Source organism: Shewanella loihica PV-4, assembly GCF_000016065.1.
In the GTDB taxonomy this organism is placed as follows: domain Bacteria; phylum Pseudomonadota; class Gammaproteobacteria; order Enterobacterales; family Shewanellaceae; genus Shewanella; species Shewanella loihica.
The window spans coordinates 669,419-691,906 of sequence record NC_009092.1; the positions used below are offsets into that span (position 1 = coordinate 669,419).

Annotated in this window: 20 protein-coding genes; 10 read left to right on the forward strand and 10 right to left on the reverse strand. The window is 54.3% G+C overall.

Annotated features, from left to right (window positions below):
- Positions 1-50: 50 nt before the first annotated feature.
- Together SHEW_RS03045 and SHEW_RS03050 are read right to left on the reverse strand one after the other, a co-directional pair.
- Positions 51-500 (reverse strand): TIGR02444 family protein, encoded by a 450-nt coding sequence (locus SHEW_RS03045; RefSeq protein ID WP_011864398.1) that lies wholly within the window; start codon positions 498-500, stop codon positions 51-53.
- A gap of 67 nt (positions 501-567) precedes the next feature.
- Positions 568-2,478, reverse strand: coding sequence for an ABC transporter ATP-binding protein (locus SHEW_RS03050; RefSeq protein WP_011864399.1), 1,911 nt, complete (start codon positions 2,476-2,478; stop codon positions 568-570).
- A 174-nt stretch (positions 2,479-2,652) separates the two neighbouring features.
- Between SHEW_RS03050 and SHEW_RS03055 the strand changes: the two genes are divergently transcribed.
- Positions 2,653-2,853, forward strand: coding sequence for a YheV family putative zinc ribbon protein (locus tag SHEW_RS03055; RefSeq protein ID WP_011864400.1), 201 nt, complete (start codon positions 2,653-2,655; stop codon positions 2,851-2,853).
- A 65-nt stretch (positions 2,854-2,918) separates the two neighbouring features.
- Here the strand turns inward: SHEW_RS03055 and SHEW_RS03060 are convergent, their stop codons facing one another.
- Together SHEW_RS03060 and SHEW_RS03065 are read right to left on the reverse strand one after the other, a co-directional pair.
- Complete coding sequence (locus SHEW_RS03060) at positions 2,919-3,230, reverse strand: hypothetical protein (RefSeq protein WP_011864401.1); 312 nt, start codon at positions 3,228-3,230, stop codon at positions 2,919-2,921.
- Between the two features lie 100 nt (positions 3,231-3,330).
- Positions 3,331-5,253, reverse strand: coding sequence for a methyl-accepting chemotaxis protein (locus SHEW_RS03065; RefSeq protein WP_011864402.1), 1,923 nt, complete (start codon positions 5,251-5,253; stop codon positions 3,331-3,333).
- 274 nt (positions 5,254-5,527) lie between these two features.
- Here SHEW_RS03065 and SHEW_RS03070 point away from each other — a divergent pair, with 274 nt between their 5' ends.
- The 7 genes from SHEW_RS03070 to SHEW_RS03100 all read left to right on the forward strand — a co-directional run bounded on the left by SHEW_RS03070 (position 5,528) and on the right by SHEW_RS03100 (position 12,740).
- A complete protein-coding gene (locus tag SHEW_RS03070) occupies positions 5,528-6,937 on the forward strand; it encodes an MFS transporter (protein ID WP_041406349.1) in 1,410 nt (469 codons plus the stop codon).
- Between the two features lie 225 nt (positions 6,938-7,162).
- Complete coding sequence (gene dbpA / locus SHEW_RS03075; protein WP_011864404.1) at positions 7,163-8,569, forward strand: ATP-dependent RNA helicase DbpA; 1,407 nt, start codon at positions 7,163-7,165, stop codon at positions 8,567-8,569.
- 544 nt (positions 8,570-9,113) lie between these two features.
- Entirely contained in the window at positions 9,114-9,890 is a 777-nt protein-coding gene (locus tag SHEW_RS03080) for a nucleotidyltransferase domain-containing protein (RefSeq protein ID WP_011864405.1), read from the forward strand.
- 65 nt (positions 9,891-9,955) lie between these two features.
- Complete coding sequence (locus tag SHEW_RS03085) at positions 9,956-10,270, forward strand: hypothetical protein (RefSeq protein ID WP_011864406.1); 315 nt, start codon at positions 9,956-9,958, stop codon at positions 10,268-10,270.
- Positions 10,271-10,578: 308 nt separating this feature from the next.
- A complete protein-coding gene (locus tag SHEW_RS21040; RefSeq protein ID WP_502577621.1) occupies positions 10,579-10,785 on the forward strand; it encodes a hypothetical protein in 207 nt (68 codons plus the stop codon).
- Positions 10,786-10,864: 79 nt separating this feature from the next.
- Entirely contained in the window at positions 10,865-11,251 is a 387-nt protein-coding gene (locus tag SHEW_RS03095; protein ID WP_011864407.1) for a hypothetical protein, read from the forward strand.
- Between the two features lie 835 nt (positions 11,252-12,086).
- The gene (locus tag SHEW_RS03100; RefSeq protein WP_011864408.1) at positions 12,087-12,740 is read left to right on the forward strand and encodes a methyltransferase; all 654 of its coding nucleotides are present in this window, start codon (positions 12,087-12,089) and stop codon (positions 12,738-12,740) included.
- A 24-nt stretch (positions 12,741-12,764) separates the two neighbouring features.
- On the opposite strand, the gene SHEW_RS03105 is transcribed toward SHEW_RS03100, so the two are convergent.
- Together SHEW_RS03105 and SHEW_RS03110 are read right to left on the reverse strand one after the other, a co-directional pair.
- Positions 12,765-13,184, reverse strand: coding sequence for a GFA family protein (locus SHEW_RS03105; RefSeq protein ID WP_011864409.1), 420 nt, complete (start codon positions 13,182-13,184; stop codon positions 12,765-12,767).
- 173 nt (positions 13,185-13,357) lie between these two features.
- Positions 13,358-14,833 (reverse strand): DEAD/DEAH box helicase, encoded by a 1,476-nt coding sequence (locus SHEW_RS03110; RefSeq protein ID WP_011864410.1) that lies wholly within the window; start codon positions 14,831-14,833, stop codon positions 13,358-13,360.
- Between the two features lie 263 nt (positions 14,834-15,096).
- Here SHEW_RS03110 and SHEW_RS03115 point away from each other — a divergent pair, with 263 nt between their 5' ends.
- Positions 15,097-15,432: a DUF3622 domain-containing protein gene (locus tag SHEW_RS03115; protein ID WP_011864411.1), complete on the forward strand. Its 336-nt coding sequence runs from the start codon at positions 15,097-15,099 to the stop codon at positions 15,430-15,432.
- An 84-nt stretch (positions 15,433-15,516) separates the two neighbouring features.
- On the opposite strand, the gene nrfD is transcribed toward SHEW_RS03115, so the two are convergent.
- The 4 genes from nrfD to SHEW_RS03135 form a co-directional block, all read right to left on the reverse strand.
- Positions 15,517-16,458, reverse strand: coding sequence for an NrfD/PsrC family molybdoenzyme membrane anchor subunit (nrfD, locus tag SHEW_RS03120; RefSeq protein WP_011864412.1), 942 nt, complete (start codon positions 16,456-16,458; stop codon positions 15,517-15,519).
- Positions 16,455-17,027, reverse strand: coding sequence for a 4Fe-4S dicluster domain-containing protein (locus SHEW_RS03125; RefSeq protein ID WP_011864413.1), 573 nt, complete (start codon positions 17,025-17,027; stop codon positions 16,455-16,457). Before SHEW_RS03125 ends, nrfD begins: the two co-directional genes overlap by 4 nt.
- A gap of 12 nt (positions 17,028-17,039) precedes the next feature.
- Positions 17,040-19,322, reverse strand: coding sequence for a thiosulfate reductase PhsA (gene phsA / locus SHEW_RS03130; RefSeq protein ID WP_011864414.1), 2,283 nt, complete (start codon positions 19,320-19,322; stop codon positions 17,040-17,042).
- 290 nt (positions 19,323-19,612) lie between these two features.
- The gene (locus SHEW_RS03135; protein WP_011864415.1) at positions 19,613-20,212 is read right to left on the reverse strand and encodes a response regulator transcription factor; all 600 of its coding nucleotides are present in this window, start codon (positions 20,210-20,212) and stop codon (positions 19,613-19,615) included.
- Between the two features lie 203 nt (positions 20,213-20,415).
- On the opposite strand from SHEW_RS03135, the gene SHEW_RS03140 reads away from it, so the two are divergent.
- Positions 20,416-22,296 carry a sensor histidine kinase gene (locus tag SHEW_RS03140; RefSeq protein ID WP_011864416.1) on the forward strand — a complete coding sequence of 627 codons (1,881 nt, stop codon included), beginning with the start codon at positions 20,416-20,418 and terminating at the stop codon, positions 22,294-22,296.
- The last annotated feature ends 192 nt before the right edge of the window (positions 22,297-22,488 follow it).

Sequence of the window (22,488 nt, forward strand, 5' to 3'; positions counted from 1 at the left end):
GGGCTCGGGATTTGGATTTGGGATTTGGCTTTGGTTTTGATTCTTAGGCCTTAGCGGATCAGTGTCTGTGCCAGCTGGTGGTATTGGTCTATCTCTATCTGAAACAGGCCGAGATAGCGGGGCAGGTTAGCCTGGCCCTGCTCATTGGGAAGCTGTCTGAGTTGGCGCAGTATCATCCCCTGGGACTTGCGCTCCAGCATGAGTTCTACCTCTAGCATCTGGCGATACTCGGCCTCGGCCAGGTTGTGTTTGCTCAGCTTTCTCAGCCTGCGGTAGGGCTTGAGCACCTTCAGCTCCCAGGCTTCGACCTGCTCGCTGAGCTGGCGCCAATCCTGGTCGCTCAGGTAGTAGTGCTGCTCGTCGAGCCACTGGGCCAGCAGCAGGAGATTGACGTTGAGCCCGTAGTCATCTTGCAGCTTGAGGTAGAGCAGCTGCCCCTTCTCGTAGAGGCTGTCGCAGGTCTGCCACAGGCTGGCGTCAAAATGATTTACATGGCTCATACTTCATCCTTGTATCGCTTAGGTTTTCCCTTTGGTGCTGGGTTGGCTTGAGTGAAAGCTTCGCGCGTTAGCTCTGCAGCTTGGCCTCTTGCTCTATGGCCTCTATGTTCTCTTGCAGCTCCAGCCACTCCATCTCGCTCTCTTCAAGCTGTTGAGTATGCTGGGTTCGCTCGGCCAGGATCTGGGTGAGCCTGGCCTTGTTATCGGCCTCATACAGGCTGGTGTCGGCCAGCAGGTTTTCCAGCTCGGCCAGCTTGTCGCTGCAATCTTGTTGGATCTTCTCAAGCTTGGCCTGAGCCTTCTTCAGCGGTGACAGCTTCTGTCTCAGCTCCGCTTCCAATCGTTTCTGCAGCTTCTTATCCTGGGCTGGTGTCGCATCATCCTGGGCGGCAGGTTTGTTAGCCTCCTTGGCAGCGTCCAGCAGCCACTGATGATAGTCGTCGAGATCGCCGTCGAAGCTCTTCACCTCGCCGCCATCCACCAGGTAGTAGTCGCTACAGCTCAGGCGCAGCAGGTGTCTATCGTGGGATACGATGATCATGGCACCTTCGAAGTCCTGCAGCGCCATGGTCAGGGCGTGACGCATCTCGAGATCCAGGTGGTTGGTGGGCTCATCGAGCAGCAACAGGTTAGGGCGTTGCCACACCAGCAGCGCCAGCACCAGACGGGCCTTTTCGCCGCCGGAGAAGGGGCGAACCGGAGACAGGGCCATGTCGCCGTTAAAGCCATAGCCGCCGAGGAAGTCCCTCAGCTCCTGCTCCCGGTTGTTTGGGGCGAGTCGCGTCAGGTGTTGCAGCGGCGATTCATCCAGGCGCAAAAACTCCAGCTGATGCTGGGCGAAGTAACCGATATTGAGGCCGGGATTTGGCTCATACAGGCCGCTCATGGGCTTGAGCTGTTCGGCCAGCAGCTTAATAAGCGTCGACTTACCCGCGCCGTTACGCCCCAGTAGACCGATGCGGGCACCGGGTACCAGATTCAAATGCACATGGTTGAGGATCGCCTTGTCGCCATAGCCGACGGAGACCTGCTCCATCTTCACCAGCGGGTTGGGCAGGGCCTCGGGGGCGCGAAACGCCATGTAGAAGGGGCTGTCGGCCTTGGAGGGCAGCAGCTCAGTCATCCGCTCCAGCGCCTTGAGACGGCTCTGGGCCTGCTTGGCCTTGCTGGCCTTGTAGCGGAAGCGGTCGACGAAAGATTGCATGTGGGCGCGCTCTTTCTGTTGGCGCTCATAGGCCACCTGTTGCTGGGCCATACGCTCGGCGCGGATGCGTTCGAAGGCGGTGTAGTTGCCCTTGTAGTAGTTGAGCTTATGGTGCTCGACATGCACTATCTCGTCGACGATGGCGTCGATAAAGTCCCTGTCGTGGCTGATGAGGATCAGCGTGCCCTGATAGGCCTTGATCCAGCTCTCTAGCCAGTACATGGTGTCCAAGTCGAGGTGGTTGGTGGGTTCGTCCAGTAGCAGGAGTTCGGAGCGGCAAAGCAGCGCCTGGGCCAGGTTGAGACGCATGCGCCATCCCCCCGAGAAGCTCTTCACCGGATTTTGCTGCTCGGCCTCACTAAAGCCTAGGCCGGCCAACAGGCTGGCGGCGCGGGCGCGGATGCTGTAGCCGCCGATGGCGTCTATCTTGCCATGCAGCAGGGCGATCTGGTGACCGTTATCTTCTAGCTGCGCCTTGTGCAGCGCTTCTTCCAGCTCGCGATATTCGCGGTCGCCGTCGATCACATATTCCAGCGCGCTCACCTCAAGCGCCGGGGTCTCCTGGGCAACTGTGGCGATCTGCCAGCCCGTGGGCACGCTAATCTCACCCTTATCCAGGCTGAGGTGTCCCATGATCAACGCAAGCAGAGATGACTTGCCCGTGCCGTTGGCACCCACCAGGCCGACCTTGTGGCCGGGGTAGACAGTCAGAGAGGCTTCATCCAATAGGGTCTTGGAGCCGCGAATAAGTTGCGCTTGGGTAATGGTGATCATTGAGGTCGACTTGATGCATAGCTAAGGATTAATAGGCTTGGGATGATAGCCCAGTTGGGGTATGGCTTGCCACTCTTTAGCCGGGACATTTTGAATCCGATAGGGTGTTTTGCCGCGCCTTGTGGCAAAATGGCCCCATCGACAGAGTTTTTATCCCAACAGGTTGAGTCAAGCGTGAGTAGAGTCAGAGTCAAGAAGCGTTTCGTTGCCGGTGCCAAGTGCCCCAAGTGTCATGCCCAGGATAGCATAGTGCTGTTTAAGGAGCAGGGAGTCGAGACGGTCGAGTGCGTCGAGTGCGATTACCGAGAGCAGCAGGCCGAGGCCGAGGTGGCCAAGCAGGCCACAGGCGCAGTGATCGGGGTGTTTAAGCCCTAACGCTTTTAGGCGTGAAAAGCCTAGTCGCGAAAAACTTCGTCGTGAAAAAGTTAGTCGTGAAAAACTTAGTCGTGAAAACCCTGTTGTAGAAACAGGTGGCGCGTCTGATTGAAGCGCGCCTCGTCGGCGAGGATGAAGTCGATCGCCAGCTGAGCATTTTCCTGCCTGAACTTCTCCGTCTTGGCGATCTCATATTCGTTCATCACGATATTCATCGCCTCCACAGTCCATTCGCACTCCCCCTGGCCTATGCTGACCTCGTCGGGATCATAATGGGTCACCATCCAGTCCTGTAACTCTTCGTTATCTTTCTTGCCCTGCTGCCAGGCGGTGAGCTGGTCGATGAGTTGCTGTTTGCTGATGTTGGCTTGGCTCATTTTCTGTATGTCTATTGTTTGGGGGATAAGTGGCACACATGATAGCGATAAAATCGCTTTTATACGAAGGCGCCGAGATTATTGCCCGGCGCCTTCGAGATTAAAACTTAAAGCGAGACACCAGTTCGTTGAGTTGTACCGCCATCTCTCTTAGATCGCTACAATCGAGCGAAGTCTGGCGAACCACGTCACTGCTGCTGCGTGAGATATCGGCAATAGCTGTGACATGAGGATTGATTTCACCAACAACGTTGGACTGCTCTTCCGTCGCCGTGGCGATCTGCATACTCATCTCGCTCATGGCCTGAATGTTTTCGGCGATGCTATGCAGGTGTTCGCCTGAGAGGCTGGCTTCCTGTTGGCTCTGTTGACTCTGGTTTGTACTCTGGCCGATGGCGTTGACCACCTCGGTCGTTTTCGCCTGTAGCTTCTCTATGATGTGACGAATATCCTCGGTAGAGGCATGGCTGCGAGAAGCCAGTGTGCGGACTTCATCAGCCACTACCGCAAAGCCGCGGCCCTGTTCGCCTGCTCGTGCAGCCTCGATTGCTGCGTTCAGTGCCAGCAAATTAGTCTGTTCCGACACGCCGCGGATCACCTCAAGCACAGTGTCGATGGAGCTGGCATCTTCTGCAAGTTGCGATACCGTCTCGCTGGTGGTCAGTAGCTGCTCACTCATGCTTGCTACTGAGGCTATGGTATTTTGTACCGACTGATTGCCCTGATTAACCGATTGGTCGGCGACCTGGGCATTCTCGGCAGCATTGTTGGCGCTGCTGGCGATCTCTTGGGCTGTCATGCCCATTTCGTGAATGGCGGTTGCTACTTGCTCTATCTTGCTGACCTGATCGTTGATCTCATGTTCCATATGTTTAGCTTGATTGTCGATCCGCTCGACCGCCTGAAACAGATCGTTGGCTGTTGCCGATACGCTTTGCAGTGTCTTACTGAGATAGGTGACAAACTGGTTATAGCTGGCAGCCATGCTGCCGGTCTCATCCTGACGACTGTCGTCCAGTCGCAGTGAGAGGTCGCCCTCTCCCTCACCAATGCTTTTCAACATATCTGCAAGCTCGCCAAAGGGAGAGATAAGGCGGTTGATCAGCCAGGCGCTGGTGAACATGATAATGGCGGCCAGTATCAGCCCCATCAGTGCCAGTTGCCAACTGGCTTTATTGATGGCGCCAAACAGCTCGTCTTGTGGGACTTCGGCAATAAGATACCAGCCGATTGAGGGAATGTAGCGACTGGCGACTAGGGTGTCGACACCATTGTTATCATATTCTGAGGTGGCAAAGGTCTGCTGAGACAGCAATGCTTGCGGATCTTTGATGCCCAAGGCGCTCAGTTGCTTGCCGGCAAACTGGCTTTGGCCGTGGATCTTTATCTGGCCATTGCCGTCGGTAAGATAGACGCGCCCCTGTTCACCAATCTTATATTGTTTGATGTTGTCGGCCAGACTGTTGAGTGACAGCCCCACGCCCGCTACACCGCTCGGCTTACCCTCTATCTGTACTAGATAGTTGATAAACAGGGTGGGCGTTTGGTTGAGATCGTCGACATCGATACTCAAATCGTAATCTTTACCGCTACCTAAGAAGCGATAAAACCAGGCATCTCTGTCATCACTTGGAGAGACGGTTTTAAAGAGTCCTTCATGGGTGAAGTAGCGTCCCGTGGTATTAGAGACCAGAAAGGCGGTAATGGCGCCAAATCGCTGACGAATATTGGCGAGGGAGGCTATAAGTGTCGCCTGGCTAGCTTCGGGTTCACCTTGACGTATCATGGCCTGATATTCGAGGTTATTGGCCATCACCTTGGAAACTGTAATCGGCATCAATAACTGGGCGTCAATATCGTTAGCGACCTCACCTAAAACCGCTGGTAATTCTCGGTTTAGGGTGCTGTCGAGAATGATCTCCCGACTATTGGACATTGCATAGAGGCTGATCAAAAAGATGGATAACACGACAGAGGCCAGGGTGGCGAGTACGACTTTACGACGGATGTTGAGTTTTAACATTAGCATCTCTCCTAATCTGACCTAAGTATAGGAGACTATGATGAATCTGCAGGTGAGAAATACATTTAGAAGTTGCTGATATTTAATGGCTAATCGATCGATTTCAGTATGGAGAACTAGGCTCGTCCTGTAGAGGAGTGCATTTAGTTGTTGCGGACTTCTTGTAAGTTTGTCGCCCACTTTTGCCAAAAATTGATCCCCATCATGACGCTAAGGTTGCGTCTGGGCGCGGCTCGGGGTAGTTTGAGGTGTTTTTTTGCCTGGAAGACTAAAAATGAATAATAACTCTAAGTCCACAGAGGCGCCGCGCTTCCCCAGAATCTTCTGGATCGCCAACGGCGTCGAGCTGCTCGAACGAGCGGCCTATTACGGTGTGTTCATCGTTATCACCCTCTATTTGTCACGTATTCTCGGTTTTAGCGACGTCGAAGCCGCCTGGCTGGCGGGCTCTTTCTCGGCCGGTCTCTACTTTTTACCTACCTTCAGCGGCGCCCTGGCCGACAAGATAGGCTTTCGCGGCGCCCTGTTGCTGGCGTTTGGCCTGTTAACCATAGGCTATGCGTCGCTGGCGATATTCCCTGCGCTGATCGAATCTCAAGGGCTGGTGGAATATGGCAAGGAGACCATATATCACGGCCTTAAGGAGGCGGATATTCGCTGGGCGATCGTGCCTATTCTTATCGTCATCATGATAGGTGGCTCCTTCATCAAGGCGGTGATCACAGGTACCGTGGCGCTATCGACCACGGCCGAGACCCGTGCCAAGGGTTTCTCTATCTTCTACATGATGGTTAACATTGGCGCCTTCTCGGGTAAGACAGTGGTGAAGCCGCTGCGCGAATCCATGGGCGACCTGGGGCTTATTAACCTCAACTACTTCGCCGCCACCATGACGCTGATCGCCTTCTTCAGCATCATGCTCTTCTTCAAGAGCACGGAGGAGAACCGCTCCGGCAAGAGCCTGGGCGAGATCTGGCAGGCGCTGCTCAAGGTACTGTCTAACGGTCGATTGATAGCCCTGATCTTGATCATCACAGGCTTCTGGATGGTGCAGCATCAGCTCTACGCCACCATGCCAAAATATGTGCTGCGTATGGCCGGTGAGGGCTCATCGCCGTCCTGGTACGCCAACGTCAACCCTCTGGTGGTCTTCCTCTGTGTCAGCTTCGTCACAGGTATGATGGCCAAGCGCAGCGCGCTGACCTCTATGACGGTGGGGATGTTTATCATGCCGGTATCGGCGCTGCTGATGGCCTCGGGTAACATGTTTGCCGGTAGCGAGACCATCTTGGGCATGCACCCCATCGCCGCCATGATGATCATAGGCATCGTATTCCAGGGCCTGGCCGAGTGCTTCATCTCGCCGCGTTTCCTGGAGTATTTCTCGCTACAGGCGCCTAAGGGCGAAGAGGGTCTCTACCTGGGCTTCTCGCACCTGCACTCTTTCATCAGTTCATTGCTGGGCTTCGGTCTGTCGGGTTACCTGCTGGAGGCCTACTGTCCGGATCCGCGCGTCTATAACGACCACGCCGCCTGGGTCGAGGCTTCGGCACATGCTCACTACATCTGGTATGTATTTGCCGCTATCGCCAGTGTGTCGGCGGTGTCACTCATCATCTATGGCGCCGTGATCAAGCGTATCGATGCCAAGAATGATACCGACGCCGAGATGGCAACCGCCTAACTGTTTGACTCAGTTTTGGTTGGTTTAATCCTGAATGCCGTCGCGATCCCTCGCGGCGGCTTTTATTTTCTTCCCCGTCTAATTGGCGCATTGCCGCCCGATTGCTGCTATAATCGCCGCCATATCCACGCACGCCCTTGAAGATTCATCGGCTGCTGCCATCACATAGCTTTATTTGTGCCTGATCTAACTCAGTTTTTCTCGGCACAGCATTAGGAAATTACCGTGAGTCAATCTGACGCTACTACGCCAAGCGGGGCTTTTGACAGTCTGCCGCTTAACCCCGCTTTGCTCGATACCCTGAAATCTATCGGCTTTCACCAGATGACGCCTATTCAGGCCCAGAGTCTGCCTGCCATCCTCAATGGGCAGGACGTCATAGGCCAGGGCAAGACGGGCTCGGGCAAGACAGCCGCCTTCGGTTTAGGCCTGCTCAACAAGCTGGATGTGAAGCGTTTTCGTATCCAGACGTTAGTACTTTGTCCTACCCGTGAGCTGGCGGATCAGGTAGCGGCAGAGCTTCGCACCCTGGCGCGCGGTATCCACAACATCAAGATCCTTACCCTGTGTGGTGGCGTGCCCATGGGGCCGCAGATAGGCTCGTTGGAACACGGCGCCCACATTATCGTCGGCACGCCGGGTCGTATCATAGATCACCTGGACAGAGGCCGCTTGGATCTCGACAACGTCGATACTTTGGTGCTGGATGAGGCGGATCGCATGCTGGAGATGGGCTTTCAGCGTGAGCTGGACGCCATCATGCAAGAGGTGCCCCGTGAGCGTCAGACCCTGCTGTTTAGTGCCACCTTCCCCGAGCAGATCCAAGGGCTTAGCGAGCAGTTCATGATCGATCCCCTCATGGTGAAGGTCGAGGTACAGCACGGCGGCGAGAGCATCGAGCAGCACTTCTACGAGTGCGGCAACAACAACGATCGCATGAAGGCGCTGCAGCTTCTGCTGCTTAAACATCAGCCCGAGAGCGCCGTGGTTTTCTGTAACACCAAGCGTGAGACCAAGGATGTGGCGGCTAAGCTGACCAATGCCGGTTTCAGCGTGGTGGCCCTGCATGGGGATCTGGAACAGCGGGATCGCGACCAAATGCTGCTCAAGTTTGCCAACAAGAGCGCCAGCGTCATGGTGGCCACCGATGTGGCGGCCCGCGGCCTGGATATCGACGCCCTGGACATGGTGGTCAACTACCATATGGCCTATGACACTGAGGTGCATATCCACCGCATCGGCCGCACCGGCCGCGCTGGCAGCAAGGGCGCCGCCCATACCCTCTTTAACCACGAAGATGGCTACAAATTATCCCTGCTGGCAGATGCACTTGGCCGCGAGATAGACGGTGAGGCGCTGCCCGGTGAAGCCCTGCTGGACACCATGCCGCCTCAACCCAGAATGGTCACCATTCAGATCGACGGCGGCAAGAAGCAGAAGGTGCGTCCGGGCGATATCCTCGGCTGTCTTACCGGTGACAACGGCATAGAGGGTAGTGAAGTCGGCAAGATCAAGATCACTGAGTTCCGCTCCTACGTGGCGGTGGATCGCAAGGTGCTGCGCAAGGCACTTAACAAGATCGTCAAGGGTAAGCTCAAGGGTAAGAGTTACCGGGCGTGGGAGTTAAAGTAATTAATCGCGTAATCTAGCGCGGTGATTGGAAAAGGAGCTGACTTAGGTTGGCTCCTTTTTTGTTGCCTGGGGTTTGGTGGTGGCTACTCATCGAGATATCCTATCTCTTTGTTTGAGTAGCGTTTGGCAGCATGTTTATTTGTTGAGTGAGTTTGAAGGTCGACCCATCACTGAAAATTATTGCCTGCCGCAGGCTTTATGTGCAGATACGCCCGTGACACGCTGTGCGCCATCCCTGGCCGCTCTACGGTTTCATCCATGAAACCGAAGGTCACTGGCGTATCTACACTCGGTATCTAACGCCTCTTCGATTTGGCCGCATTTTGCCGTTATGGATAATGTAAATCCATTTAAAATCAAATTATTGAATTCCATACTCAGTAGGTAATAGGTTTGGAAAGCGCGTATGCGCATCTTTTCGGATGGTATATTTAGCAAAATGCTGATAAGTTCATTATATACAGATAGTTAACTGTGCGCGTTTTCACTGGTTCAACGAGGTAAACGCGCATGCGCACTAGTAAAATGTTAGCTCACTACAATTATGATCACAGAAAACATCAAGAAAGAAATTCTGCGAAGAATCAGAAACGCAGAAAAAGAACATAACGTGAAAGTTCTCTATGCTGTCGAATCTGGTAGCAGAGCTTGGGGATTTGAATCTCCAAATAGCGACTATGACGTTAGATTTATTTATGCTCATCCTAAAGACTGGTATGTTTCTGTTGACTTGGAATACAAGCGAGATGTTATTGAGTATGAGATCGTTGATGAGATTGATATAAATGGCTGGGATATCAGAAAGGCCTTGCAGCTATTTTCCAAGTCCAATCCAGCTTTTGTAGAATGGATTCAATCATCAATTGTTTATGTCGATGATCACTCATTTGCAAAAGGAGCAAGGCAGCTTCTCGATACTGTATATTCCGTAGAGAAAGGAATTTACCATTATCGTAGCATGGCGAAGACAAACTACAGGGGCTATCTTAAAGAAGAAATAGTGCCAATCAAAAAGTATTTCTATGTTCTTCGTCCTTTACTTTCAATCATGTGGCTCGAAAAATATCAAAAGCCAGCACCAATTGAGTTTGTAAAACTTCGGACATTAATACCCACTGGTTCAACTATAGATCAGGCTATTTCAGATCTTCTGGAGCGTAAAAAGAGAAGCCTAGAAAAAGAGTATGCACCTGCTGTTCCAGTGTTAAATGCTTTTATTGAGTCAGAACTTGATCGTTTAGAAAACTATCAAGATTCACCACAAAGAAATAGCTCACATATGGAATCGTTAAATTCACTGTTCCGTGTAAGCATAAGCTAACAAGTAAATCCAGGTGACGCTTACGGCGCACCTGATTTGGGCGTTAACTGCCCAAGAGAAATCGAGTGAAGTACGAGATTCAAAGACAAGATAAAGTCATTGGCATAACCGAACTAGAAGGCGGCGATCCTCCCATGGGTTTCGTTTTTGGTGCAGTCGATCCAACGGACTTTTATTTATCGGGTGAAGGGAAAACCGACTACAAAATATATACATGTGATACCAACGAAGAGATAGCTAGTGAGTCCATTACCATTGAAGATCTTTCGGAGGCGATGGGTGAGCAATGTATAGAAGTAACAGTTTTGGTTAAATCGGCAGAAGAATATGAAAGGTTCTTCAAACACCACCTAGATGCTTATGGCAAACAATTTAGCTAAGCAGCAGTTAACAAGCAAAGGCAGTATCGCTCACGTAAAAGGCGCGTGGGCTGGACTCGCTAACGCTCACCCCTGCTTTGGGGGTTAAATCTAAGAGCATGTGGAAGTTCATCAATACAATACTGCTAGTGTTTTGTTTTTGCTTCGGGGCTGCAGAGTCAATTCTGTTCGGGGATATGATGGATATACAATGGGGAAGAGATGACTTTCTTCTGGCACCCTTAGTGTTTGGAGCTATGTGCTTTCTCTCCATATGGAGTTGTAGAATCTTTAGCAAAGACTCTAAGTGGTACACCCCTTCTTATAACATGAACCTCTTTGCCAATGACAATCCGTTAAAATTTCCTTTCGCGTTAGGTGGTCTGTTTGCAGTATTGGGCTTAGGGGGGGGAGCTGCAGACATCTACCAAAGTAGGGAAATTAGCAACATCGCAATTATGCTACTTTTCTCCGGGATTGGAGTTTTTGCCACTGGGTTTATATCAGTTAAGGTGTTCTCCCATGAAACGATTTAACAATCACAGGCAATCGGATCTAAGCGAGCAAGCTTGCTCCGTCCGTTGCAGTATGGGTTAAGTAACTAAAGGAAATCTTATGGATAAGTTGAAAAAAGGGAATTTATTCACGCGAACAGAGATACAGCAGCTAGTTGGTGGTGAAATACAAACATACCTACCTCAGAAAAATAAAGTGATTTTAGCTGGGTGTTTTAACCGAAAATTAAATCCTGATTGCCCAACGGAAGTTCAAGCTGGCAACGCTAAAAAAGTAACTCAAAAGGCAGCTTTACTAATTAGCCAACCAAATACTATTTTTCCGGTTTTCACCAAAGGATCTGATACAGACAAACACTATGAGTTTATCGGAATGTACCGTTGTACAGGAGGAACAAATGCTCCAAAAGTCCTTGCTCAAGCAGAGAAGAAATCAGGACGAATCGATCAGTTGTCATACGTTTTCCAACTTGAGAACGTTACTTAACAAACAAAATCAGCAGCGCCCGAAAGCGGGCCGGACGTCGCTTCGCTCCGCCGCTGTTTAGAGCATTAGCACATACAAACATTAATCTGAAGCCCACATATATAGCTCTAAAGTTCTAATTCATTTTTGTCCAAGAATGTTTTAAAGCTAGGTTGTGCAATAACGTTAAATCGAAGAGACGATAGATACTGGTGTAAACACATTTGTGACCTTCCGAGGCATGGATGCCGAGGCAGAGCTCACATGGATGTGCTCGTAGCGTGTCACAAATGTGTTTGCACATAAGCCTGCCGCAGGCAATTCAAAACCATGAAGGTCAACGCTGCCATCAGCGAAGTAAAAACCTATGCTGCTAAAGGTTACAAGCTAAAAAACCAAAACCTTCATTCGAAGGTCTAAATTCTTTTGTCCAAAAATAAGTCAGCTTGTACGAGTTACACAATCAACCCTATATCGAAGAGACGATAGAGCCCCAGTGTAGATACGCTAGTGAACTGTCCGTGACAGGGCCGCGTTATGACATCCATGTCATTGCGGCATTCGTGAATCCATACACATCAGATGCCACGGCATAGTCTGTAGGGAACGTACTTGCGGCGTCTCACAAGCGTATCTGCACATCAGCCCTGTGCAGGTGATAAGTACACCAAGACGCCATGACTCGACATCCCCAGCTGTATTCGCCCTACCGGGTTAAGAAAGCGTGTGAAACTAGATGAGCTAGGCAGCCGCTAGGGTTAATCTTAGTAAGGTCATTTTGCGTAAGGTAATTTTGCCTTGCAGGGCGTTTTAGTATAGATTCCGCCCTCGTTAATCTATTGGTATGTAAGAAAAAATGAATAAAGAGGCCGTTGTAGCGGGTCAGGCGATCTACTCCAAGAGTGTGCTCGCCATCTATGATCTCTGGGTGCTGGGATTTTCCAATCACTATCTGTGGAAGTGTCCTACAAAGCTGATCGCCGAGCAGTTTGCCGCCTTGACCTCAGCCAATCACCTGGATGTCGGTGTCGGCACAGGCTACTACCTCAAGCATCATATGCCCGCGCATACCCGGCGCATCGCCTTGATGGATCTTAATGAGAACAGCCTGGCATCGGCCTCGGCCGTGGTGCGTCATCTTTCCCCTGAGATCTATTGCCGCAACGTCCTGGCGCCGCTTGAGCTGACATGCGATGGCTTCGATTCGGTCAGCGTGAACTATCTGCTGCACTGCCTGCCGGGCACCATGACAGAGAAATGCGAGCTCTTCTCTCATCTCGAATCTGTGATGAAGCCGGGCGCCGTGCTGTTTGGCAGCACAATTCTAGGCACAGGCATCACGCCCAATGCCTTCGCGGCCAGGCTGATGGCTGTCTACAACAAGAAGGGGATCTTCTGTAATCAGGCCGACGATATCGATTCCCTGACCCAGGAGTTAAGCGCCAGATTCGATCGGGTCAGTATCAAGCAGGTGGGCTGCGTAGCCCTGTTTAGCGCCGTGAAGCGCTAGAGGTCGTTTCTTTCTAAACCGGCCTCAGCCTTCACTGCGGCTCTGGCGGTATTTGGGGAGGTCGTCGTCAATCTTGAGCCAGTCTGGCTGATTGCCCGTGTAGATGTGATATCTGGGGGCGACGGCGTTGGCATCGTCCAGGCTGGCGATGCTCAGGGTGTAGTAATCTGGGTAGTCGGTACTGCGATAGCTAATGCTGGTACCACACTGCTCGCAAAAGCCGCGACGTATGCTGTCTGAAGAGGCGTATTCCTTGGGGGGCCCTTGTAACCAAGTGACCTGGTCGGCCTTAAAATCCATCCAGCAGGCGGCCATCGCGCCAGTGCTCTTTTGGCATTGGCTGCAGTGGCAGTAATCGCTATCGAACGGCTGCGCCGACACCTTATAACGCAGCGCGCCGCACAGGCAGCCGCCTTGTAAATACTGATCGTTCTGTATCGTCATGCCCGGCTCCTTGTTCGCTAAAGGCCCCTTGCTGTTTAAGGGCTACTGTCGGTAAATCGTCCCGATAAGTCAATGCCATGGTCATCCTATCGCAACTAAATGCTTAGGTGGGGATATGAAAAAGCCTGTCGGATGACAGGCTTTTAGGCGTTCGTTGTTAAGTGCTAGCTCGACTAATTAGTGGCCGGTTTAGGCGTGCCCTGGCTAGGGCGACGACGTCTGCGGCGGCGGGCTGGGGCGTTACCGTCCCTATGCTCTTGCTTGCCTTGGTTTTGCGCTTGTTGACCTTCGCTCGCAGGCTTGCTGGTACCAGTACTTGCGCCTGTTCGGCGACGGCCCTGACCCTCTTTGTTGCCCTGAGCTTGATCGCCTCGGCGAGGCTGTCCAGCCTTATCTGACCTCTGGCCGTTGCTTGAGCGATTGCTGCTGCGTTGGCTGTTGCTTTTAGGCTTAGGATTACGCGGTCCCTTGTGCTGGCCGTGGCGCTTAGGCGTCAGGTTGGTCTCGGGCAGGGTGTGTGTCGGCTCGAAGCCCTCTACTTCAGCACGCGGCAGCAGCTTGCCGATCAGGCGCTCGATATCTGCCAGCAGTTTGGCTTCTTCGTCGCTCACTAGGGAGACCGCTTTGCCATCGGCGCCCGCGCGGCCGGTACGACCGATGCGGTGCACATAGTCTTCGGGCACGTTAGGCAGGTCGAAGTTGACCACTTGAGGCAGCTGGTCGATATCCAGACCACGGGCGGCGATGTCGGTGGCTACGAGCACGCGCACGTCGCCCGACTTAAAGTTAGCCAGCGCCTTGGTGCGGGCACCCTGACTCTTGTTACCGTGGATGGCTGCGGCGGTGATCCCCTTGGCCTCGAGATGCTTAGCCAGACGGTTGGCGCCATGTTTGGTACGGCTAAATACCAAGACCTGTTGCCAGTCACCTTGCTGGATAAGCTTGACCAAGGCTGCGGATTTCTTGTTCTTGTCTACCGGGCAGATCAGCTGCTGTACCGTGTTGGCTGTGCTGTTGCGCGGGGTGACCGAGATCTCCACCGGATTGTTCACCAGCCCCTTGGCCAGGGTACGGATCTCATCGGAGAAGGTGGCGGAAAACATCAGGTTCTGCCGCTTGGGCGGTAAGATGGCGAGGATCTTCTTGATGTCGTGAATAAAGCCCATGTCCAGCATGCGGTCGGCCTCATCCAGCACCAGTGTCTCCAGCTGAGAGAAGCTCACGGCATCTTGCTGATAGAGATCCAACAGGCGGCCCGGTGTGGCCACCAGGATATCTACGCCGCGTTTAAGTTGACTGATCTGTGGGCTGATGCCGACACCGCCGAACACTACTGCGCTGCGAAGCGGCAGATGCTGACCATAGGTGGTGACGCTTTCTGCGATCTGGGCCGCCAGTTCGCGGGTTGGCGTCAAGACCAGGGCGCGTACCTGTTTGCTGCGGGCGCGAGGGCCCTGGCTGAGTAGTTCCAGTAGTGGCAGAGTAAAGCCGGCTGTCTTGCCCGTGCCTGTCTGCGCCGCCGCCATCACATCTTTACCCGACAATACTGCTGGGATAGCCTGGGCCTGGATGGGCGAGGGGGTTTGATAACCTTTGTCGGCTACAGCTTTGAGTATGGGGGCGGATAACCCCAGGGAGGTAAAACTCATAGATGGATCTCTTGGGCGACGGGGCCGGATAATTGGGAGCCAGCATGCTGGCGGGCGTGCAGCTTACATTAAGCGATAGCAAAGTGCTATCGAATTCGCCAGTTATGCCTGGGCAACTTTTTCGTATTTTGTGCGCGCTAATGATTGAGTTTTATCCAGAGGAGACTACAATAGCCGCCTTTCTGACGACAGTGGTATATTAGACCGCTGTTTCCCTCAATGAGCGCCACGTTTGCACTCGAAGATCGAATTAGGAATTTAACATGACACAAAACAAGAAATACGGTCTTCGCGTGAGCGAAGCCGAAGGCAGCTGGACCGCCGAAGTCACCCGTCGCATGACGGCACGCAAGACAGTGGTAACTAAGGCGCAAACTGGCTTTGCCAGCGAAGCCGAGGCGACGGCCTGGGGCGAAGAGACCCTCAAGGGCATAGTCGATAACCTGATGCTGCGTAACGAGCGTCGCGCCAAGCAGCGTGTCGAGCGTAACGAAGCCGCTGCCGCCAAAGAAGCCGCCGCCGAGAAATGGCGCGCCGAGCGTGACGCCGCCGGTGACAGCGATCTGGATGACGACTTCTTCGACGAAGACGACGAGTAACGGGACGAAGACGACGAGTAATCGCTCGCAAGTACATAAAAAAGCCCAGCAGATGCTGGGCTTTTTGCGTTTATGGAGATGAGATTAGCTGATGTAGCTTTGACCCGCGTAGATCACGAAGTGTCTCAGGGCCAGCACGCCGGTGAGGCTGCAGCAGGCCACGGCGATCATCACGCCCTTGCTGTGACGTGTCTGCGACGGCATCAACATGGTGAGCAGCGGGATGGCAAAGCCGATACCGACCACACCGACCCAGAACACGCTGGCCCAGACACCTGTAGTGAGTGACGCCAGCGCCGCCGCAGCAGCTCCACCCTTGAAATAGAGGGCGCAGAACAGCATGAAGAGGAACATAATCTCGCTCAGCATCACGGGCAGTTCCAGGCCATGCATCTTACTTAGGTTGGCATCATGGCTGTGGGTGTTAAACATCAGCAGTGCGCCGATAGCGTTAGCCGCCGCGCCGGCTGACAGGCCAGACACCAGGAAGAGCGCCGGTAGCACAGCCGTGTTCAGCATAGGGTAGGCGTTCATCGCCGAGATGAGGAAGCCGGTATAGGCGCCCACACCTATGGCTAACACAAACAGCACCACTTCAATCGCCTTGCGCATCGGCATGATGGCGTTTGCCACAGGTACCAGGAAGCCCAATTTCCACTTGGTCAGCTCATCTCTTAGCACGATCAACGAGTAGGCGATGCCGATCGGTGAGTAGAGCAGCAGTGCCAGCACCCCGATAGACATGACAGAGCTGAAGTTGTAGTTGACCAAAATCAGCCAGAACTCAAACGGCTTGGTCAAGTCAAACACCAGACAGGCCAGACCCAAGGTGATGGCCAGTGGACTGATGATGGCCGCGGCTTTTAAAATCGCGCTCTCTATTGCCTTCTCTTTGCTGTACCAGCGCAGGCCGATGCCGATCAGGATAGAGCCCGCCGAGAGGCCTGCCATAAACAGGTAGACTGCGATAACCCAGTTCCAGGTGACTGGATCATATTGCGCCATATCGCCCCAGGTATTGTTCATGACTGTATCCCCCCACGTTTCGTTGGAATGCGATAGACCCTAGGCTTGGTCCCCAGATGGGTCTTCTCCTGATAGGTCGCTTTGGTGTTGATGAGTTTGGCTACCTCGCTGCTCGGGTCATTGGCATCGCCAAAGGTCAGTGCATCTGTGGGACACACGGTCACACAGGCGGGCAGCTCGCCGCGGGCCAGGCGGGTGTCCTTACAGAAGTTACACTTGTCGGCCGCCTTGGTTTCAGGGTTGATGAAACGCACCTTGTAGGGGCAGGCCGCCACACAGTACATACAGCCGACGCATTTATCTTCCTTGATGGAGACCAGGCCATCGTCGCCCACATAGGCCGCACCCGTCGGACAGACGGTGACGCAGGGGGCGTTCTCACACTGCTGGCAGGAGACGCGGTTATATTTAAAGTGCAGGTGCGGCGCATCGCCGAAGGGGCCTTCTACGCGCACTTGCAAGCGGGTGACTCCCTCGGGGACGCCATTTTCGCTGCGACAGGCGACGCTACAGGCCTGACAGCCGATGCAGCGGTTCTCGTCGTGCACCATTACATATCTTTTACTCATACTGGACTCCTATTAGATCTTGGCTAGCGTGATGCCAGTAGTGTGGATATTCATGCCGCACACGGCCGCGGTTTTGTTGGGCAGCAGGTTACCGCAGTGAACCCCCTTGCCGGTCGCTCTGGCGAGCTCTTTGTTTTTAGAGCCAAAGCCCATGTAGGCAAACACGGTATCCTGACGAATACCCGGCGTGACCAGGGCCGTACCCTCTTCGCTGCCGACGCTGCTGGTGAGGCGGATCTTATCGCCGCTGGCAATGCCTAAGCGTCCTGCTGTGATAGGGTGGATCCACACGCCGTTGTCAGACATCAGGTTGGCCAGCATGGGCACGTTGTGGGTGGCACCATTGGTGTGCACCGCTACCTTGCCTTGGATGAAATAGAGCTCGTTGTCCTGTTTGAGTTTGACCTCGCGGTACTTGATTACCCCGCGACCGGCGGCCATCTTCTCCACCTTGTCTGAGCTGAGTTCAATCTTGCCGCTCGGGGTCTTGAAGCTCATGGCGCTGGCATAGGTGCCGTCATCATCTGTGGGCTTGGCATTGGGGTATTGCTTGACGAATGCCGCCACCATAGACGGTTCGCGCAGCATCAGCGGTTTGCCGTAGCTGACATAACCCTTCTGCTTGATCTCGTTGAAGCGGGCCATGTCGCGATCGACTTGCAGCAGTTGCAAGCTCTCCATGTTCTCCCAAGGGAAGTATTGCCCCAGGCCCATCTCGTGGCCTAGCTCCTTGAAGATCTGCCAGCTTGGCTTAGTGTCGCCTATGGTCTCGACCACACGTTGGCGCACATAGTAGGCAGGGCTCTTGCCCGACTTGTCGGCGATCTCTTCGTCCCGCTCCAGATAGGTGGACTCGGGCAAGATGATATCGGCGTAGGCGGCAGTTTCGCTGATGTAGACGTCGCAGCTGACCACAAACTCCAGCTTCTTCAGGGTCTCAACCACCAAGGCTCTGTCTGTCATGGTCTGCATAGGGTTGGTGCGGCTCATCACCCAGGCCCTGAGTTGATAGGGCTTGGCCTTGAGGGTGGCATCCAGAATGGTTTGATAGATACCGCCCGATGACCACATCATGGCGTACTGCTCATCCACCTGGTCGATACGCTTGGCCGCAGGCTTAGGCATGCCCTCGACGCCTGGCTTACCCAGGCCGGGTGCGACCTTGTCGCCGGCAAACTTGTTGTAAGTTTTAGCCTTCTTGCCCAGGTAGAGGCCGCCCTTACGCTCAATGTTGCCGATTAACACGTTGGCGGCAAACAGGGCGCGGCGCATCTCGAACTCTTCCGGGGTGAAGGTGGCGCGGTGACCAAAGTCCACCACGGCGTGAGGCGCCTTGGCGGCAAACTCGTGGGCGATGCGGCGGATGTCCTTGGCGGGCACGTCGCTGATCCCCTCGGCCCACTCTGGAGTATAGGCTTTGACCTCCTTGGCGAAGGCATCGAAACCTTCGACATGGCGCTCGATGAAGGCCTGGTCGTAGAGGTTGTCGTAGATCAGCACATGACACAGGGCCAGGGCGACGGTGACATCTGTCCCCGGACGTATGGCAAACCATTCGTCGGCCTTGTCGGCCACAATTGAGAAGCGTGGCTCGAATACCACCAGCTTGGCGCCCTTGCTCATCTGCGCCTTCATCAGGCCGCGGGTCTCGGACATGTTGATCCCTTCATAGAGATTGTGACCGAAGTTGATGATGTACTTGGAGTTACTTAAGTCGCGTTTCACCTTAGTGCCAAACATCGCCTTGGCGGCGATCACATAGCCACCGGGGCAGGTGGAGGCGTGGGTGAAGGTGTTGGGTGAGCCGAAGGCCTTGCCCAGGTGGAACAGGTGTCCCGATAATGAGCCGGACTTGGAGGAGAAGGCCACGGCCTCTGGGCCATGTTGCTGCTTGATGTCGTTAAGCTTGTGGGCGATCGTCTTATAGGCCTCTTGCCAGCTGATCTCTTCCCACTTGCCTTCGCCGCGCTCGCCCACCCGGCGCAGTGGCTTAACGATACGCTGTGGATCGTACAGCAGGCTGTGACCTGCGCCGCCACGGGCGCACACCTTGCCGCCGAAGGATTTAGCGGCGCTATTGCCCTGGATAAACACATTCTTGCCATCGACGACCCGCGCCGAGATAGGGCAACGTGTCGAGCACATCTCACAGATGCTGGCGACTTCCTTGCCCATACCCTGTAGGGGTTTCTGTTCCAGCGCTGCCAGCGAACCGGGTAATAATGTTGCCAGCGCACAGCTTGCACCCCCTGCACCGGCACCCTTAATAAACGTTCGTCTATCAAGCTCTATCATGGTTTCCTCCTTCATCTGCAAGGGCAGATGAAATCACACACTGTTATTGGTTTTTGTTCCCTCCCGCAGGAGGTCTGAGTCCATTGTTATCCCGCACAAAATTAAGGGGTATTGTGGTAAACCACATAGGCGGGGGGCGCGTGATCTGGCGCAGCGATTTTTAGCCAGAATGTGAAAAAAGTGTGACCTTTATTCACACCGGGCTTTGGGAATCGGGCCTAATAAGAAAGGCTTATGACTGGTGCTAATGAAAGAGGGGGAATAGAAAACTCGGTTGCTACTTATGCGTCTCAGATCTGGCTGTACTTGGCTAACTCGGCCAGGTTGTGCACCTTGAGCTTCTTCATCACGTTGGATCTGTGTACCTCTATGGTACGCAGCGACAAGAACAGCGCCTCGGAGAGCTGCTTATTGGTCTTGCCCTGGATCAGCAGCTCAAGCACCTGATGTTCGCGATCGCTCAGGGTGGCCAGGTTGTGACTCAGTTGCAGTGCCTCGAAGGCCTTCTGGCTGTGGAGCATGCTCTTGTCGATGGCGGCCGCTAACGCCTGGCCCGATACCGGCTTCTGAAAGAAGTCGCAGGCGCCCTGACGAAAGGCATTGACCGCCATGGGCAGGTCGCCATGGCCGGTGAGGAAGATGATCCCCAGGGGGCTCTGCTTGGTCAGCAGCTCTTGCTGTAGCGCCTGACCGCTGATGGCCGGCATGCGGCTGTCGAGGATGACGCAGCCTGGCCGGCTCAGATCCACCTCTTCCAGGAAGCGCAGGCCAGAGACGAAGGTGGTCATCTCATAGCCGAACTGGCGCAGCATGAAGCTGAGGGAATCGAGGACGGCTTCGTCATCGTCCACCAGATAGAGGGGCATAGGTTGCGGCGTGGCTTGCGGCATAGCTTTAGTGGGTCGTTAGCCTTGGGTTACACCTAGCCTAGCGCCTCTATTTGAGGCTGGCAAAAGGGGCATTTGGGCCTTTGAGACAGATCACTAAATGATAATTTTCTGATGGAGACACAAGGGGATGTTTGCACCGCCTCACATCAAACCGCCCCTTTCTTGCCTAGAGTAGTAGGTTCAATAGAGTGACTGGGCGAGCGATGAAAGGGCGATTGGGTTATTGGTTGAAATCTTGTCTGCGGGCGGGATGGCTAAATCTCTGTATATCTGGCCTGTTTGCGTCAAGCCTGTTGCTGTTTAGCCAGCTAGCCCTTGCCGCGACGCCCGAAACAAGTAGCGACGACCTTATTCATTTCAGGGTCGGGGTGCTGGCCAATCATGGGGTGCAGAAGGGGATAGAGCGCTGGCAGCCCATGATGGACCACCTGTCTCAGGAGGTGCCGGGTACGCATTTCGAGGTGGTGCCGGTAGATTTCGACGAGATGAGCCGCCAGCTGCTGGCCCACGAGCTACAGTTCATCGTCACCAACCCGGGGCAATACTTTAACCTCAGCAGTAACTTCCCCCTCTCCTGGCTGGCGACCATGAAGAGCCATATGCATGGCGGTGCCACCTTTGCCATCGGCTCCACCATCATAGTGCGCGCCGACAGCCAGATCTACACCCTCAAGGATCTCGAAGGCAAACATCTGGTGGCCAGCGATCCCCAGGCGTTGGGGGGCTACCAGGCCGCCATCGGCCTGCTGCATAAGATGGGTTACAACCCGGAGAACTACTTCGGGTCGCTGCGCTTCCTGGGCTTTCCCCTGGAGCCCATTGTCTATCAGGTGCGCGACGGCACGGTGGATGCGGCCATCACCCCCTTCTGTACCCTGGAGGAGATGATTCAGGACGGCCTGGTGAAGAAGGAGGATTTCAGGGTGATCCACCCCACCATGCCGGCGGGCTACGAGTGTCTGGTGAGCACCCAGCTTTACCCCAACTGGTCCTTTGCCGCCGCCGATACCGTGCCGCCGGCCATCACCCAGAAGATCACCCAGGCCCTCTATGCCCTGGGGCCGGACCATCCCGCCGCCATTCAGGCCAAGACCCTGGGCTGGACAGCGCCCATCAGTCAGCTGAAGGTGATCAAGCTGTTTAAGGAGCTGCAGCTCAAGGCGCCACCGCCACCGCTGCACTACACGGTATTGAAGTGGATGGAGAAGAACAAGGAGTGGGGCCTGGCGCTGCTGTTGCTGTTTCTGGTGTCCACCGTCTATCACCTCTGGCTTGAGTATAAGTTTCGGCAGAAGAGCGACTTTCTGATCGACACAGAGCGTCAGCTCAAGGACAAGGCGCTGCAGGTGGAGCGGATGAAGAGTGCGGCGATCCTCGGTGAGATAGGCTCGGGGCTGGCTCATGAGCTGAACCAGCCGATCGCCGCCATCACCCAATACAGCGAGGGGGGCATGATGCAGCTCAACAGCCGCGGCGATGCCGACTCAGACCTGTATGAGTTGCTGGCGAAGATCAATGCCCAATCTGCCCGGGCCGGCGCCGTGGTGCACCGCATCCGAGGCCTGCTCAAGCGGCGCAAGTCCCAATATGAAGCCCTGTCTCTGGATGAAGTGGTCACCAACACACTGGCGCTATTTCGCCGCGAGTTTCAGCAGCAGGGCATCGTCCTCACCCAGGAGGTGCGCGGCGAGCCTTACAGCCTGTTTGGCGACGCAGTCGGCCTGAGTCAGGTGCTGGTGAATCTTATCAAGAACAGCCTGGATGCCATGGCGGAGATGAAACCCGACAGGGAGAAGCGACTGCTGCTGACCCTTGAATATGGTGCCCAGCAGGCGACCCTCAAGCTGGTGGACAATGGCCCCGGCCTCAAGGGCAAGGCCCAGGATCTCATGGCCTCCTTCTACTCCACTAAGGACGACGGCCTGGGGCTCGGCCTCGCCATCTGCTGCGACGTGATGCGCCAGCATAAGGGGCTGTTCACCATAGATAACTGCGCCAATCATGCCGACCTTCCCTGGCGGGAGGGATGCGTGGTGAGTTTGAGTTTGCCAAGAAACTTAGGGACTTGTGAGAGGGGAAGTTAGCCGATTTGGGCTAATCGGCAAATTAGCCTTGTTACCGTTGATTACATTAGTTGTAGTTTGAGTTTAGTTACTTAGTTGTAGCGTTAACCTCAGCTGTCATCAATAGCCTGCGGCTCGCTTATGTGCAGATACATCTGCTACACGCCGTGAATCCATCCGTGGAGGCTCGACGATGGCATCCCTGCCATCGAC

Bases quoted from the DNA above. Each gene is read 5' to 3' on its own strand.
- SHEW_RS03045 (WP_011864398.1), bottom strand. From the start codon at position 500: ATGAGCCATGTAAATCATTTTGACGCCAGCCTGTGGCAGACCTGCGAC.
- SHEW_RS03050 (WP_011864399.1), bottom strand. From the start codon at position 2,478: ATGATCACCATTACCCAAGCGCAACTTATTCGCGGCTCCAAGACCCTA.
- SHEW_RS03060 (WP_011864401.1), bottom strand. From the start codon at position 3,230: ATGAGCCAAGCCAACATCAGCAAACAGCAACTCATCGACCAGCTCACC.
- SHEW_RS03065 (WP_011864402.1), bottom strand. From the start codon at position 5,253: ATGTTAAAACTCAACATCCGTCGTAAAGTCGTACTCGCCACCCTGGCC.
- SHEW_RS03070 (WP_041406349.1), top strand. From the start codon at position 5,528: ATGAATAATAACTCTAAGTCCACAGAGGCGCCGCGCTTCCCCAGAATC.
- SHEW_RS03080 (WP_011864405.1), top strand. From the start codon at position 9,114: ATGATCACAGAAAACATCAAGAAAGAAATTCTGCGAAGAATCAGAAAC.
- SHEW_RS21040 (WP_502577621.1), top strand. From the start codon at position 10,579: ATGAACCTCTTTGCCAATGACAATCCGTTAAAATTTCCTTTCGCGTTA.
- SHEW_RS03095 (WP_011864407.1), top strand. From the start codon at position 10,865: ATGGATAAGTTGAAAAAAGGGAATTTATTCACGCGAACAGAGATACAG.
- SHEW_RS03100 (WP_011864408.1), top strand. From the start codon at position 12,087: ATGAATAAAGAGGCCGTTGTAGCGGGTCAGGCGATCTACTCCAAGAGT.
- SHEW_RS03105 (WP_011864409.1), bottom strand. From the start codon at position 13,184: ATGACGATACAGAACGATCAGTATTTACAAGGCGGCTGCCTGTGCGGC.
- SHEW_RS03110 (WP_011864410.1), bottom strand. From the start codon at position 14,833: ATGAGTTTTACCTCCCTGGGGTTATCCGCCCCCATACTCAAAGCTGTA.
- SHEW_RS03115 (WP_011864411.1), top strand. From the start codon at position 15,097: ATGACACAAAACAAGAAATACGGTCTTCGCGTGAGCGAAGCCGAAGGC.
- nrfD (WP_011864412.1), bottom strand. From the start codon at position 16,458: ATGAACAATACCTGGGGCGATATGGCGCAATATGATCCAGTCACCTGG.
- SHEW_RS03125 (WP_011864413.1), bottom strand. From the start codon at position 17,027: ATGAGTAAAAGATATGTAATGGTGCACGACGAGAACCGCTGCATCGGC.
- phsA (WP_011864414.1), bottom strand. From the start codon at position 19,322: ATGATAGAGCTTGATAGACGAACGTTTATTAAGGGTGCCGGTGCAGGG.
- SHEW_RS03135 (WP_011864415.1), bottom strand. From the start codon at position 20,212: ATGCCGCAAGCCACGCCGCAACCTATGCCCCTCTATCTGGTGGACGAT.
- SHEW_RS03140 (WP_011864416.1), top strand. From the start codon at position 20,416: ATGAAAGGGCGATTGGGTTATTGGTTGAAATCTTGTCTGCGGGCGGGA.